The organism is Sphingomonas sp. MJ1 (PH-R8), assembly GCF_048058635.1.
Lineage (GTDB): Bacteria > Pseudomonadota > Alphaproteobacteria > Sphingomonadales > Sphingomonadaceae > Sphingomonas.
The window spans coordinates 205,448-220,286 of record NZ_JBBEFX010000002.1 but is presented as its reverse complement, the minus strand read 5'-3'; the positions used below and the strand labels follow the sequence as shown (position 1 = coordinate 220,286).

Below are 14,839 nucleotides of genomic sequence, written 5' to 3'. Positions count from 1 at the left end.
TCAAGCAGCCTGTTCGCGGGCGGCCCCGCAATAGCTCGCCACATAGTCGGCGTGCCGCGGCATCGCAGCGACCGTCCGTGCGACATTTTCCCGCAGGGTCGTGAGCAGCCGCGCAAGCTCCTCGTCGCGCAGCTTTTCGGCGATCGGGTGCCAGGCGCGGGGTTCGATCCCCTGCCCCATCATCACCTGCACCCAGCTGTTCTCGGCGAACAGTTCCTCGTTCTTGCGGAACACGCGGCCGGTTTCGCGGAAGAGCTCGATTTTCTGGGAGAGGCTGTCGGGGATCTCCATGTCCGCGCAATGCCGCCAGAAGGCGCTGTCCCGCCGCTCGGTCGCCTTGTAGTGCAGGATCAGGAAGTCACGGACCTGCGTCATGTCCTGCAGCTGCTGCTCGTTGAACTCGGCGATGTCGCGCGGGCTCACCTCGGACAGCGGCAGCATCCGGATCAGGCGAAGCACCGCACGCTGGATCAGGTGAATGCTGGTCGACTCCAGCGGCTCGGCGAAGCCCCCGGCCAGGCCGATCGCCACGCAGTTGCGCACCCACTGCCGCCGGCGCACGCCTGTCGTAAACCGCAGGTGATTGGGTTCGGTGCGCACCGCCCCCTCAAGATTGCCGAGCAATCGTTCCAGCGCCGCGTCGCGGCCAAGATAGCGGCTGCAATAGACCAGACCGTTGCCGGTGCGGTGCTGAAGCGGGATGCGCCATTGCCAGCCCGCGTCGTGCGCGATCGCGCGCGTGTACGGGACGGGCGGACCCACATTGTCCGTCTGCACCGCGATCGCAGAGTCGCACGGCAGCCAGTGGGTCCAATCATCATAGCCGGTGTGGAGCGTCTGCTCGATCAGCAGCGCGCGAAAGCCCGTGCAGTCGAGGAAGAGGTCGCCCTCGACCCGGGTGCCGCTTTCCAGCACCAGCGCGGCGATGTCGCCGGACTCGCCGTCGAGTTCGACCTGCGCGATCTTGCCCTCGACCCGCCGAGCACCATCCCCCTCGGCCATCGTGCGCAGGAAGCGAGCATAAAGGGTGGCGTCGAGCTGATAGGCATAGTTCGCCCGATCCCCCGGCAGGTGACCGAACTTGCCCTCCAGCGCAGCGATCAGCTCGACGCAATAGGCATCATAAGGTGCGTCGTGCCCGCGGGTGCGGCCGTACAACCAGAAATGCTGGAACCCTGCCGACCAGTGATCCTTCCCCGTGAAGCCGAAGGAGTGGAAGTAGCGGTGCCCCGGCAGCTTCCAGTTTTCGAACTGGATGCCGAGCTTGAAGGTCGCCTGGGTGGCGGCCATGAACGCGGCCTCGTCGATGCCGAGCAGCCGGTTGAAGTTGATGAGCGGCGGGATGGTCGATTCGCCCACGCCGACCGTGCCGATCGCGTCCGATTCGACCAGCGTCACCTCGACGGCGCGGCCCATGGTGCGCGCGATCGCCGCGGCTGCCATCCATCCCGCCGTGCCGCCGCCCGCGACCACGATGCGCCGCATGCGCTTGCCGCCGATCATCGGCTGAGCGCCCGCAGGAGGAAGGACCGGATGCGCCCGGCGCTTTCGGGCGTCAGCGAATCGAGCACGCTGCGTGCGTCCGGCGGGATGTGCGCGACCACCTCCTCGTCGTTCTGGAAGACGTAGTAGTCGAACATGTCGCGCCAGTGGCGCTTCTCGTCGTCGGGCAGGTCACGGATGGTGAGCATGGCGTGATTGAGGGCGTCCTGGGGTTGGCCAAGCCAGCGCGGCGTGTCGCGCCACCAATAGTTCACCAGGATGTTGAACGGAGCCAGCCCCTCGACATGATGCCACCACATCGACGGGATGTAGATGGCGTCGCCCGGTTCCAGTTCCGCCACCTGGGCATGCGCCAACGCTTCGCGGAAGCGCGGATGCCGCCCAAACTCGGGGGCGTTGAAGTCCACCATGCTGACCGCGCGTCCGGCGGGCGTGTTGTCCACCGGGCCCAGGTAGAGGTTACGAAACTGCTCGCGCGGGAAGAGTGTAAAACGTCGCCGCCCCGCCGCCACGCAGGCGAGATTGTCGGGATGGTCGTTGTGCGCGGCGATGCGCGTGCGCGTACCGATCCAGATACTCGCCAGAGGCTGGCGCTCGCCCAGATCGACGTGGTTCTCGGCATGCAGGCCGTCGAAGAAGCCGTGGACGTCGATCGATCCGAGGTAGATTGGGGGGGCGGCCGGATCCTGCTCCGCGCGGTCGATCTGGGCGAAGATCTCCGGTAGCTTGGCACGCGCGATACGGAAGTTCATCCCCATCGCATCATCGTAGAACAGCCGACCGTCCGATCCCGGCTGGCCGATCGAGACGGTGAAAGGCAGGTCGCGCCGCCGCTCCAGCAGATAGGCACGCGCGTCGCGCGCCGATCGACGGCCGGCGGCGACCAGCGGCCAATCGGCCACCAGTCCGCGGACCACGAACGGTCGGGTCGCGGTGCGCAGCAGCGTGTCGAATGCGGCCGCATCGGCCACCGCCTCCTCGGGCACCGGAGGCAGATCCGCGAAAATGCCGCCTCCGCCCTCAGCCATGGCGCAGGCGCTGGCTCTTGCGCGCTACCAGCGGGCCGATGTTGGCAAGGGACGCGAGCGCCATGTAGAGCGGCATCAGGTGCCCGGCGCCATGCAGCTCGGCGACTTCGGCTGGATCGAGCGCCCGCAACCTGGCCTCGTCGATGACGTGAAAACCGACCAGGCGATGGGTGGTCCCGTCGGGAAGCGGCACCTCCAGCGACAGCGGTTCGAGCAGATCGTACCGACGCAATGCCGCAAAGAAGCCGGCAGACGCGGCATAGCCTGCATCCAGCACCCGCAGCTTCTCGATCACGGCCTCCAGATAAGGAGTGGGGCTCCCATCCTCCTCGAAGATGCGGACACCCTCGGAACCAAGGCGGGGGCTGTCGAGGTCGATGTGTACCTGCCGCTCGGGCGCATCGATGCCGGCCGGTCGTCCGATCAGGAACGGCTGGATCGCGATCGAAAGCGGCAGGTAGCGGGCCGCCCAGCGCCTGCCGTCGAGGAACAGGTTCTCGCCATCCTCGAAACCGAACATCGCGAATGCGGCAAAGCTGTCCTGCTCCAGGTTGCGGCGGAACAGTATGGGATACTCGTTCTGCACCTGCCGGAACTCCTCCGGCACGACCATGGCGCACATCACGGCGTCCCCGGCGTCCTCCGCGCGGTCGTTGCGGACCTTGAGGTTGCGGTGGGCGTCGGCAGTCAGAATGGCATGGTTGGGCATGTCGACGGTTTAATCCTGGCACGGCGGCGCGGATGCACCGCCGGCGAACGTGCCGCCGAAGCGCGAAAGAAGCCACACTCTTTCGAGCGGACCCCTTTCGCAGCTTCGTGTCGGCGGGGGGCCTCCGGATCAGAAGGTGAAGCGGATACCACCCGAGTAGCGAGCATAGCCCGGCTGTGCGAACGTCACGAAATTGTCGGAGCGCCGATGTCCGCGCCGGCTCTCTCCGGTGAGGTTGATGGCCTCCACAAAGGCGGTGAGGCCGGGCACGAACTCCCAACTCGCGCTGGCGTCCACCTGGCCATAGGCCTCGACATAGGTGGGATCGAACGAGCCGCCGTTGTAGAACTCGTCGCGCCAGTTGTAGGCCACACGCGCCTGGATGCCGCCCTTGTCGTAGTAGAGCACCGCATTGGCGCTGTCGCTCAGGCCCGTCAGCGCGAACTGCCCCACATTCGGATCGAGCGTGTTGTCGAACTTCGCGTCGCCATCCACGATCGTGTAGTTCAGGATGACGCCGAGCCCGGTTTCCCAAAGCCGGTGCTGAATTGCGAACTCCCACCCGTGGATGTTCGCCGTCTGATCGCTGTTGAAGGGCTGCGCGATCTGGAAGTTGAACAGAGGATCCTCGGCCGTCGCGAAGATGTCGCCGGTCAAGTAGGTGACGCCGCCCACATCCGTGGAGCCGGTGACGGTCGACGAGTCCGGGAAGTTGCGCAGGATATAATCGCGGATCCGGACCGCATCGGTGGTGCCCAGCGCATTGGCCGCCGCCTGATAGCGCGGACCGGCCGCCGGATTGCGAAGCCCGAACGCAGGCGTGTCCACCTGTGTCGTGCTGATGAAGTTCGACACATCCTTGTTGAAATAGCCGACCGAGACGTAGCTTTCGCGATCGTAGTACCACTCGGCCGAGAAATCGAGGTTCTTGGACTTGTACGGCAGCAGGCCTGCGTTGCCCTGGCTGCCGGTGCCGCCGCCGATACGCGGATTGGAGTCGATCGTACGACCACCCTGCAGGCTGCCATAATCGGCGCGCGCGATCGTGTGGCTGTACGAGGCGCGCAGCTTCACATTCTCGATCGGCTCGATGTCGAAGTCGACGGCCGGCAGCCAGTTTTGATAGCTCCCCTTCAGCCGGGTGAAGGTGCTTTCACCCGAATAGATCACGCTGAATTCGTTCGCCGACACCCAGCGCGTGCCGACGGGTACCGGCACCAGTGCGGACGAGTCGATGTTGGTGTGATCCCAGCGGATGCCGGCGATCAGGTGCGCCGGGCGCGCGAACAGGTCGAACTTGGTGTTGAACTGGATGAAGGGCGAGATGGTCTTCTCGCTGAGCCGCCGATCGACCGTGTAGTCGGACAGGCAGGTACCTGGCTGCGCGGTGCCGGTCTGCGGATCGCTGCAGATGCCGTAGTTGTTCTCCAGCAGGTCCGCCATGCGCTCGAAGTTGAACATGTAGAGCGCCGGGATGATGCCCGATGCATTCGCGCCAGACAGCCCGTCGAACTTGTCCGGGATGCTCACCTGCTCGAACAGGTCGTCCGGGATGTCGGAAGCCGGGCCGATCCCGCCCCAGGTGTCGTTCTGGATGAAGCCATAGGCCGAACGGACCTTGTTATCGACGAACGAGAAGCCGGCATCGATGCTGTCGAGGAAGCTGCCCTCGTGATCGTAGTGACCCTTCAGCTGGACCTGGTTGATCTCGTCCTTGAAATAGGCGTTGCGGAACGAGTTGCCGGTCGGCGTGATCAGCGACCGGTCGAGCGGGTCGACGCCCGGATACATGGTATAGGAGAGCACGGGCATGTCGTGCTCGAAGTCGACCGTCTGGCTCTGCAAGCCGAAGATCGCGTTGCCGATCGACGTGCTGCTGCCGTACTTGTTGGTCGGCTTCGACTCCGCGGTCGAGTGGTGCGCGTCGAGCGAGACCGTGACTCCGCCCGGAGCTTCCCAGGTGAGGTTGCCGCCCAGCGACTTGTTCTCGGACTTGTTGGCGCTCAGCGCGCCGCTGTACGACAGATCCTTGCCCGGTCCGAACCGCTCCGAATAGAAAAGCGGGCCGGCGTTGGGACCATCCGTCCACGCGCTGGACGTGTCGGCGAAGTTGAACCAGATGCCGACGCTGCTGTCGCGCACCTCGACCTCGTTGCTCGAATAGGTGAAGTCGACGGTCGCCGTCAGCGTGTCGGTCGGCTTCGCCTGCAGCACCAGCTGTCCATTGATGCGCTCGCGATCGATGTCGATGAGGTCATAGGCCGCGCTCTGCGGAATTTCATAGACGTCGTTCGGGCCGGGACGGTTGGTGATATTGGCGGCGCCGGGGGTCCCGGGCAGCGGCAGCGAACCCCAGCCTTCGTCCGAGCCCAAGAAGCCGTCTCGGAAGCCGACGCTTGCGGAGTTGGCGCTTGCCTTGCGCCGCTGGTACGCGCCGCTCAGCAGCACGCCGATGCGATCGTCGGCGAAAGTGGTCGAGATGATGCCCGACACTTCCGGCGTGATCGGGTTGCCCTCGTTGCGGGAACTGTCGAGCACGCCCTTCACCGCCAGCGAGCCGCGCATGCCCGGCTTGTCGAGCGGGCGCGGCGTCCGGATGTTGATGGTCGAGCCGATGCCGCCCGAGGGAACCGCGGCACGTCCGGTCTTGTAGACCTCCACCGCCGCGATGCCTTCGGACGCCAGGTTCGCGAAGTCGAACGAGCGCGACGCGGGCGCGCTGGCGCCGTCACCGAGTGTCGAGGTCGGCATCTGCCGGCCGTTCAGCGTCACCAGATTGTATTCGGGACCGAAGCCGCGAACGGTGACGAACTGCCCCTCGCCGTTGGAGCGGTCGATCGACACGCCGGTGATGCGCTGGAGCGATTCGGCGAGGTTGGTGTCAGGAAACTTGCCGATGTCCTCGGCCGAGATGGCATCGACGACGCCCTGGGCATCGCGCTTGATGTCGACCGCTTCGCGCAGCGACGCCCGGATGCCGGTGACGACGATGTCGTCGCCAGCCTCACCCGGCTCGGCACGCGACGTATCCGCGATCTCGGATGGGCCGGGGTTGCCGAGAGTAGCTGCGGCATCCTGTGCCAGCGCCGTCCCCGGTGTTGCGATCAACGCCAAAGCAGAAACGCCAAGGACCAACTGCGTGTGTGAGCGAGCGGTAAAGCCGCGCATCCGAACCTCCCCTTTTGCCGGCGGGCTGTGATCCCGCATCGTTATTGAGAACGTTCACTGAGCAGGCGAATGATTGTCAAGCAGCAATGCCGTGTCGCCGAAAGTGTGAGCGATACCGTTGTTGAGAACGTTCCCAACCTGTGCTCTGAAAAGCACAGCCATTGCGCGCGGACGATGAATTTGCTCCGAAGCGCGCCACACCACGAGAAGGGGAAGAGGATGTTGAAGTTTCATGGCCTGCTGCTCGGAGGATCGCTCCTGGCAGGCCTGGCCGCGCCGGCGGTGCTCGCGCGGGAGCCGCAGGCGGCGTCTTCGCCCGCTCCGGCAGGGGATGCGCGTGCGCGGGCCGAGGCGGTCGTCGCGCGCATGACCACGGACGAGAAGATCGCGCTGGTGCACGGGCTGTTCCCGCCCATGGCCAACGGCAAGACCAAGAACGAGCTGATCCCCTCCGCCGGTCATATCGACGGCATCCCGCGACTGGGCGTGCCGCTGGTGCGCGAAAGTGACGCGTCGCTCGGCGTCGCCAACCAGGTCGAGCAGCGCAAGGGCGATGTCGCCACCGCACTCCCCTCCGGGCTCGCCACCGCCGCCAGCTTCGATCCCGAGATCGCACGCGCCGGCGGCGCGATGATCGGCGCCGAAGCACGCGCCAAGCGGTTCAACGTGCTGCTGGCGGGCGGCGTCAACCTGACCCGCGATCCCTGGAACGGCCGCAACTTCGAATATCTGGGCGAGGATCCGCTGCTTGCCGGTCTGCTGGGCGGCGCGCACATCGCCGGCGTCCAGTCGAACCGCATCGTCTCCACCGTCAAGCACTTCGCACTGAACGCGCAGGAGACCGGCCGCATGGTCGTCGACGCGCGCATCGACGAAAAGGCGCTGCGGATGAGCGACCTGCTCGCCTTTCAGATCGCGATCGAAAAGGGCCGCCCTGGCTCGGTGATGTGCGCCTACAACAAGGTGAACGGCGACTGGGCGTGCGAGAACCCGCGGCTGCTGACGGACGTGCTGAAGCGCGACTGGGGCTATCGCGGCTGGGTGATGAGCGACTGGGGCGCGGTGCATTCGACTGCCAAGGCCGCGAACGCTGGGCTGGACCAGCAGTCGGGCCAGGAACTCGACAAGGCGCTGTTCTTCGCCAAGCCGCTCAAGCAGGCGGTGGAGAACGGCGAGGTACCGGTGGCGCGGCTGGACGACATGGTCATCCGCTACCTGACCGGCCTGATCGAGACCGGCGCCTATGATGCACCGATGCCAGCGACGGCAGAGGCCATCTCTTACGACCAGCATGCCGAAGTGGCCCAGCGCGCGGCCGAGGCCGGCATTGTGCTGCTCAAGAACGAGCGCAACCTGCTGCCGCTCGCCGCCAGCGCCAAGCGCATCGTGGTGATCGGCGGCAACGCGGACGTGGGCGTGCTTTCGGGCGGCGGATCGAGCCAGGTGCGCTCGGTCGGCGGCGCTCCCGTCGAAGTGCCGCTCGCCTATGGCGCGGCATCCTCGTTTGCGCGCATCACCTATCATGCCTCCTCCCCGCTCGAGGCACTCCGCAAGGCATTGCCGGGCGTGCAGGTCGACTATGTCGACGGGCGCAACTTCAACGCGACCGTAGAGGCTGCGAAGGCCGCCGACCTGGCCATCGTGTTCGCGACGCAATGGACGACCGAGGCGCAGGACGTGCCCGACCTGCGCCTGCCCGATCACCAGGACGCGCTGATCGACGCGATCGCCACCGCCCAGCCGAAGACGGTCGCAGTGATGGAGACCGGCGGCCCGGTGCTGATGCCGTGGATCGAGAAGGTGCCGGCGGTGGTACAGGCCTGGTATCCCGGCCAGCGCGGCGGCGAGGCGATCGCCAACATCCTGACCGGCAAGGTCAACCCTTCGGGACGGCTGCCGATCACCTTCCCGGCCAGCGCCGGCCAGCCGCCGCGTCCCAACCCCGTCGGTCTGGAAACGATGAACTCGCTGGAAGCGCAGGCAGCGGCGAACCCCGCCAATGCCGGCAACTTCCAGTTCCAGAGCTTCCCCGTGGAGTACACGGAGGGCGCGGACGTCGGCTATCGCTGGTACGAGAAGAAGGCGCTGAAGCCGCTGTTCCCGTTCGGCCACGGTCTCAGCTACACCAGCTTCGCCTATCGCAAGCCCAAGGTCACCGGCGGCCGCACGCTGAGCGTCACCGTCGAGGTCACCAACACCGGCAAGCGTGCGGGCGCGGACGTGCCGCAGCTCTACGTCGTTCGCGAAGGAGCGAAGGAGCCGATGCGGCTCGCCGCGTTCCAGCGGATCGAGCTCAAGCCCGGCGAGACGCGGCGCGTCACGCTCACGGCCGAACCGCGCATCGTCGCAGACTATGACACGGCGCTCCCGGGATGGCGGATCGCGGGCGGCCGCTATCGCGTGGCGATCGGCCACGATGCGACCGATCGCAAGCTGACCGCAGTCACCACCCTGGCCGCCAGCACCATGAAGCCCTGAGGCCTGGCGGCTGCCCGGGAGGGCAGCCGCCTACCCATGGATCGACTTGGCCGCCGGGCTGCTGGTAGGAACGCGGCATGGCGCCCTTTGAGACCCGCATCACCGCCGCCCCGGCGGACATCGACGAGCTCGGGCACGTCAACAATGCCGTCTGGGTGCGCTGGATCCAGGACGTGGCCACGGCGCACTGGGAGGCGGTGGCCCCGGCCGAACACCAGCAACGCTATGTCTGGGTCGTGACCCGGCACGAGATCGACTATCGCGGCAACGTTCGCGAGGGCGAAAGCGTCACGGCCGAAACCTGGATCGCAGAACCCCCGCGAGGGGCCCGGTTCGATCGCCACATGCGCTTCGTGGGCGAGGACGGCCGCGTGCGGGTGGAGGCGAAGACCACCTGGGCGATCGTCGACCGGGCGACGGGCCGCATCCTGCGGGTGCCGCCGGAAGTCGCGGCACCCTTCCTGGAGAGCTGAGCTACTCCAGTTCCAGGATCACGGCGTCGACCATCAGGCTCTCGCCCTCGGCGGCGTTGACCGACTTCACCGTGCCGGCCTTCTGGCTGCGCAGGATGTTCTCCATCTTCATCGCCTCGACGACCGCGAGCGGCTGGCCAGCCTCCACCCGGTCGCCGGGCGCCACGTGCAGGCGCGTGAGCAACCCCGGCATCGGGCAGAGCAGCAGCCGCGATAAGTCCGGCGGGACCTTCTCGATCATGTGCCGGGTGAGCGCCGCGACGTGCGGCGGCAGCACGCCGACGCGATGGGCGGCGCCGCGCGCGATCAGGCGCCAGCCGCCCCGGATGCGGGCGACCCGCACCACCAGCGGCTCGTCGTCCAGCATCGCCGCGAACAGCGGCTCGCCCGGCCGCCAATGGCCCACCAGCTCGATCGTGCCGCCATCGGCGAACCGCACCAGCTGCCCGCCTTCGAACGGCTCCACCCGCGTTTCGAAGCGCGCGTCGCCGAGCGTCACGACCCGGTCGGTGGCGGGGGAGATGGGGCCGCTCAACTGCCCCTCGATGCGCGCGGCACGCGCGGCATAGGTCGCGTCGAGCACGCTTGCGATCGCCGCCAGACGGCGCTGCAGCTCCGGTGACGGCGCGGCACCGGTGAAGCCTTCGGGAAACTCCTCGGCGATGAAGCCGGTGGTCAGCGCGCCTTCGCGGAAGCGCGGGTGCTGCATCAGCGCCGAGAGGAAATCGATGTTGGTGCCCAAGCCGTCGATCTCGAACCGGTCGAGCGCATGCACCTGCGCGTCGATCGCGGCCAATCGCGTGTCGGCATGGGTGACCAGCTTGGCGATCATCGGGTCGTAATAGATGCTGACTTCGCCGCCCTCGCGCACGCCGTCGTCGACGCGCACGCCGTCGCGGGCGGGCGGCGGACGGTAGCGGACCAGACGGCCGGTCGACGGCAGGAAGCCGCGATACGGGTCCTCTGCATAGACCCGGTTTTCGATCGCCCAGCCTGTCAGCGTGACATCGTCCTGACCGAACGCCAGCGGCTCGCCGGCGGCGACGCGGATCATCTGCTCCACCAGGTCCAGACCGGTGATCGCCTCCGTCACCGGATGCTCCACCTGAAGGCGCGTGTTCATCTCCAGAAAGTAGAAGCTTTCGCCGGAGGGGTCCGCGCCGGAGACGATCAGCTCGACGGTGCCGGCCGAAAAATAGCCAACCGCACGCGCCAGTGCCACCGCCTGCTCGCCCATGCGGCGACGCATCTCGGGCGTGACGAACGGCGATGGCGCCTCCTCCACCACCTTCTGGTGGCGGCGCTGGATCGAGCATTCGCGCTCACCCAGGTAGACGAGGTTGCCGTGCTGGTCGCCCAGCACCTGGATCTCGATGTGGCGCGGGCTCTGGATGAACTTCTCGATGAAGACGCGGTCGTCGCCGAAGCTCGCCAGCCCCTCGCGCTTGGTCGCCTCGAACCCCTCGCGCACATCGGCTTCGCTCCAGGCGAGCCGCATCCCCTTGCCTCCGCCGCCGGCGGAGGCCTTCATCATCACCGGATAGCCGATATCGCCGGCGATCCGCACCGCGTCCTCCGTCGACGCGATCTCGCCCAGGAAGCCCGGCACGACGTTGACGCCCGCTTCCTTGGCGAGCTTCTTGGACTCGATCTTGTCGCCCATCGCCGCGATCGCCTCTGGCGGCGGGCCGACGAAGGCGATGCCGGCCTCGGCACAGGTGCGCGCGAACTCGGCGCGCTCGGACAGGAAACCGTAGCCCGGGTGGATGCAGTCGGCGCCGGTCTCCTTGGCTGCCAGCAGGATCAGGTCGGCGCGCAGATAGCTCTCTGCCGCCGGCGCCGGCCCAAGCCGCACCGACTCGTCCGCCATGCGCACGTGCGGCGCGTCGGCATCCGCGTCGGAATAGACCGCCACCGTGGCGATCCCCATGCGCTTGGCGGTGCGCATCACGCGGCAGGCGATCTCGCCGCGATTGGCAACCAGGATCTTTCGGAACATGGGCTTACCCCTGCCCGACGAGCGACGTGGGTGCGGCAGCGGACCGGAGTTCCGCCCCCTGCGTCCGGGGGGTTGCACATCGCGCGGCATTCGCCGCGGCCAACAGGGTCACCAGCATTCACTCTCCTTCACGCGCACCGCCGTCGCCGGGCTCACTCCCGATCTGGCCAACGGTGTCGCGTCCTCAACGATCCCAGGGCAGCGCCGCTGCGGAAGGCCCGCTGCTCGGAAGACCTTCCACACGCGACTTATCTCCGTGCCAGCGCGATCAGCAGCATCCGCACGCCTCCTTCACCCGCGGTGCTTCCGCCTGCATCGGGCGCAGGCCCAGGCGTGCGAACAGCGCCGCGTCCTTGTCGTCGCCCGCGTTGCCGGTGGTGAGCAGCTTGTCGCCGGTGAAGATCGAATTGGCGCCCGCCAGGAAGCAAAGCGCCTGGGTCGCATCGCTCATGCTCTCGCGGCCCGCCGACAGGCGCACCATGCTCGCCGGCATGGTGATGCGCGCGACCGCGACGGTGCGGACGAACTCGATGTCGTCGATCTTGGCGAGCGGCGTGTCGGCCAGCATGTCGCCCAGCACCGTGCCCTTGACCGGCACCAGCGCGTTCACCGGCACGCTTTCGGGATGCTGCGGCAGCGTCGCCAGCGCGTGGATGAAGCCGACGCGATCCTCGCGCGTCTCGCCCATGCCGATGATGCCGCCCGAGCACACGTTGATGCCCGCACCGCGCACATGGTCGAGCGTGTCGAGCCGCTCCTGGAAGCTGCGGGTGGTGATGACCTCGCCATAGCGTTCGGGCGAGGTGTCGATGTTGTGGTTGTAATAGTCGAGGCCGGCATCGGCGAGCTGCGCTGCCTGCTCGGGCGTCAGCATGCCCAGCGTCATGCAGGTTTCCATGCCCATCTGCCGCACGCCCTTCACCATCTCGATGATGGCGGGCATGTCGCGGTCCTTGGGGTTGCGCCAGGCGGCGCCCATGCAGAAGCGCGACGAGCCATTGTCCTTGGCCTGCGCGGCCGACTGGAGCACGGCGCGCACGTCCATCAGCTTCGTCGCTTTCAGCCCGGTCTCGGCGTGGACCGACTGGTTGCAATAGCCGCAGTCTTCCGGGCAGCCGCCGGTCTTAATCGACAGCAGGGTGGAGAGCTGGACCTCGTCGGCGCGATGGCTGGTGCGATGCACTTCGGCGGCGCGGAACAGCAGTTCGGGAAACGGCAGGTCGAACAGCGCTGCGATCTCGTCGCGCGTCCAGTCGTTGCGCACGTCCGCGGCGTGCTGGGGAAGGGTGTCGATCATTCGGCGGCGTCCTCGAGTCCGGCAGGTGGCATGTTGTGGCCGAGCAGGCGCAGCACGTCCGCCGCGCATTCGACCACGTTGGTGCCGGGTCCATAGATGCCCTGCACGCCCGCGTCGCGCAGATAGTCATAGTCCTGCGGCGGGATGACGCCGCCGGCCACCACCTTGATGTCGTGCCGCCCTGCCTCGCGCAGGCCGCGGATCAGCTCCGGGATCAGCGTCTTGTGCCCGGCGGCCAGGCTGGAGGCGCCGACCACGTCGACGCCGCTCTCGATCGCCAGCACCACCGTCTCGTCGGGTGTCTGGAACAGCGGCCCGGAGACCACGTCGAAGCCCATGTCGCCGAACGCAGAGGCGATGACGTTGGCGCCGCGATCATGCCCGTCCTGCCCCATCTTGGCGACCAGCAGCCGCGGCTTGCGCCCCAGCCGGCGCTCCACCGCCTGCACACCCGCCGCCACCTGCGCCCAGCGGTCGTCCCCGGCATAAGGCGCGCCATACACGCCCTTCACCGGTACCGGCGTCGTGCCGTAGCGGCCGAAGCCCGCCTCCATCGCGGCCGAAATCTCGCCCAGCGTCGCGCGGGCGCGTGCCGCTTCGACCGCGAGCGCCAGCAGGTTGCCGTCCCCGGTCGCGTCCCGGCGAAGCGCGCCGAGCGCCGCCTGGCACGCATCCTCGTCGCGACCGGCACGCACGCGCTCGATGCGCGCGATCTGCGCCTCGCGGACCTTGGTGTTGTCCACCTCCAGCGTCTCGAGCGGATCTTCGCTGGCGAGGCGGTATTTGTTGACGCCGACGATCACGTCCTCGCCGCGGTCGACGCGTGCCTGGCGGGCGGCGGCGGCCTCCTCGATCATCGCCTTGGGCCAGCCGGCGGCGACGGCCTTGGCCATGCCGCCTTCGGCCTCGACCCGCTCGATGATCCCCCAGGCCTGGTCGACCAGCTGCTGGGTGAGGCTCTCGACATAGTAGGAGCCGCCCAGCGGATCGACGACCTTGGTCATGCCCGTTTCTTCCTGCAGCACGATCTGGGTGTTGCGGGCGATGCGGGCGGAGAAGTCGGTGGGAAGCGCGATCGCCTCGTCCAGCGCATTGGTGTGCAGGCTCTGCGTGCCGCCCAGCATCGCCGCCATCGCTTCGATCGTGGTGCGGATGACGTTGTTGTACGGATCCTGCTCGGTCAGCGACACGCCCGAGGTCTGGCAATGGGTGCGCAGCATCTTGGAGCGCTCGTCCTTGGCGCCCAACTGCGTCATCACCCGGTGCCACAGCACGCGCGCCGCGCGCAGCTTCGCCACCTCCATGAAGAAGTTCATGCCGATCGCGAAGAAGAAGCTCAGCCGTCCGGCGAACTTGTCGATGTCGAGCCCGGAGGCGACGCCGTAGCGGACGTACTCCATGCCGTCGGCGATGGTGAAGGCGAGCTCCTGCACCTGCGTCGCTCCCGCCTCCTGCATGTGATAGCCGGAGATTGAGATGCTGTTGAACTTCGGCATGTGCGCCGAGGTATAGGCGAAGATGTCCGAGATGATCCGCATGCTCGGTTCGGGCGGGTAGATATAGGTGTTGCGGACCATGAACTCCTTGAGGATGTCGTTCTGGATCGTGCCTTCCAGCTTTTCCTGAGCGACCCCCTGTTCTTCCGCCGCCACGATGAAGAAGGCGAGCACCGGGATCACCGCGCCGTTCATGGTCATGCTGACCGACATCTGGTCGAGCGGGATGCCGTCGAACAGGATCTTCATGTCGTCGATGGTGTCGATCGCGACGCCCGCCTTGCCGACGTCGCCCACCACGCGCGGATGGTCGCTGTCATAGCCGCGATGGGTGGCGAGGTCGAAGGCGACCGACAGCCCCTTCTGCCCGGCAGCCAGGTTGCGGCGATAGAAGGCGTTGGACTCCTCGGCCGTCGAGAAGCCTGCGTACTGGCGGATCGTCCACGGGCGCCCGGCATACATCGACGCGCGCACGCCGCGGGTGAAGGGCGCGAAGCCGGGCAGGCCTGGGTTGGAGGTGACGTCGTCGGCGGTGTAGAGGGGCTTGACCGTGATGCCCTCGGGCGTGTGCCAGTCGAGGTCGCGGCCCTTCACTTCCTTGGCGGCGAGCGCCTGCCAGTCCGCAAGACTGGGGCTGCCGGTGCCGTCGCTCACGGGCAGGTCGCGCGGCGCAGGAGCGGCGCCGGAA

General features: G+C 67.3%; 9 protein-coding genes. 2 read left to right on the top strand and 7 right to left on the bottom strand.

Annotated features, from left to right (window positions below; all coding sequences use genetic code 11):
• The 4 genes from VPH46_RS02685 to VPH46_RS02670 form a co-directional block, all read right to left on the bottom strand.
• A complete protein-coding gene (locus tag VPH46_RS02685; RefSeq protein WP_416608671.1) occupies positions 1-1,485 on the bottom strand; it encodes a tryptophan halogenase family protein in 1,485 nt (494 codons plus the stop codon).
• 14 nt (positions 1,486-1,499) lie between these two features.
• Complete coding sequence (locus tag VPH46_RS02680) at positions 1,500-2,531, bottom strand: cupin-like domain-containing protein (protein WP_416608669.1); 1,032 nt, start codon at positions 2,529-2,531, stop codon at positions 1,500-1,502.
• A complete protein-coding gene (locus VPH46_RS02675; protein WP_416608667.1) occupies positions 2,524-3,240 on the bottom strand; it encodes a SapC family protein in 717 nt (238 codons plus the stop codon). The genes VPH46_RS02680 and VPH46_RS02675 overlap by 8 nt, the downstream gene beginning before the upstream one ends.
• 129 nt (positions 3,241-3,369) lie before the next feature.
• Positions 3,370-6,408 carry a TonB-dependent receptor gene (locus tag VPH46_RS02670; protein WP_416608665.1) on the bottom strand — a complete coding sequence of 1,013 codons (3,039 nt, stop codon included), beginning with the start codon at positions 6,406-6,408 and terminating at the stop codon, positions 3,370-3,372.
• Positions 6,409-6,627: 219 nt separating this feature from the next.
• Here VPH46_RS02670 and VPH46_RS02665 point away from each other — a divergent pair, with 219 nt between their 5' ends.
• Both VPH46_RS02665 and VPH46_RS02660 read left to right on the top strand, forming a co-directional pair.
• Positions 6,628-8,886 carry a beta-glucosidase gene (locus tag VPH46_RS02665; RefSeq protein ID WP_416608663.1) on the top strand — a complete coding sequence of 753 codons (2,259 nt, stop codon included), beginning with the start codon at positions 6,628-6,630 and terminating at the stop codon, positions 8,884-8,886.
• A 77-nt stretch (positions 8,887-8,963) separates the two neighbouring features.
• Entirely contained in the window at positions 8,964-9,359 is a 396-nt protein-coding gene (locus VPH46_RS02660) for an acyl-CoA thioesterase (protein WP_416608661.1), read from the top strand.
• 1 nt (position 9,360) lies between these two features.
• Here the strand turns inward: VPH46_RS02660 and VPH46_RS02655 are convergent, their stop codons facing one another.
• The 3 genes from VPH46_RS02655 to scpA all read right to left on the bottom strand — a co-directional run bounded on the left by VPH46_RS02655 (position 9,361) and on the right by scpA (position 14,805).
• On the bottom strand, positions 9,361-11,358 hold the full coding sequence (locus VPH46_RS02655) for an acetyl-CoA carboxylase biotin carboxylase subunit (protein ID WP_416608659.1): 1,998 nt from the start codon (positions 11,356-11,358) through the stop codon (positions 9,361-9,363).
• 268 nt (positions 11,359-11,626) lie between these two features.
• Positions 11,627-12,655, bottom strand: coding sequence for a biotin synthase BioB (gene bioB / locus VPH46_RS02650; protein ID WP_125959170.1), 1,029 nt, complete (start codon positions 12,653-12,655; stop codon positions 11,627-11,629).
• On the bottom strand, positions 12,652-14,805 hold the full coding sequence (gene scpA, locus VPH46_RS02645; protein ID WP_416608821.1) for a methylmalonyl-CoA mutase: 2,154 nt from the start codon (positions 14,803-14,805) through the stop codon (positions 12,652-12,654). The genes bioB and scpA overlap by 4 nt, the downstream gene beginning before the upstream one ends.
• Positions 14,806-14,839: the final 34 nt, after the last annotated feature.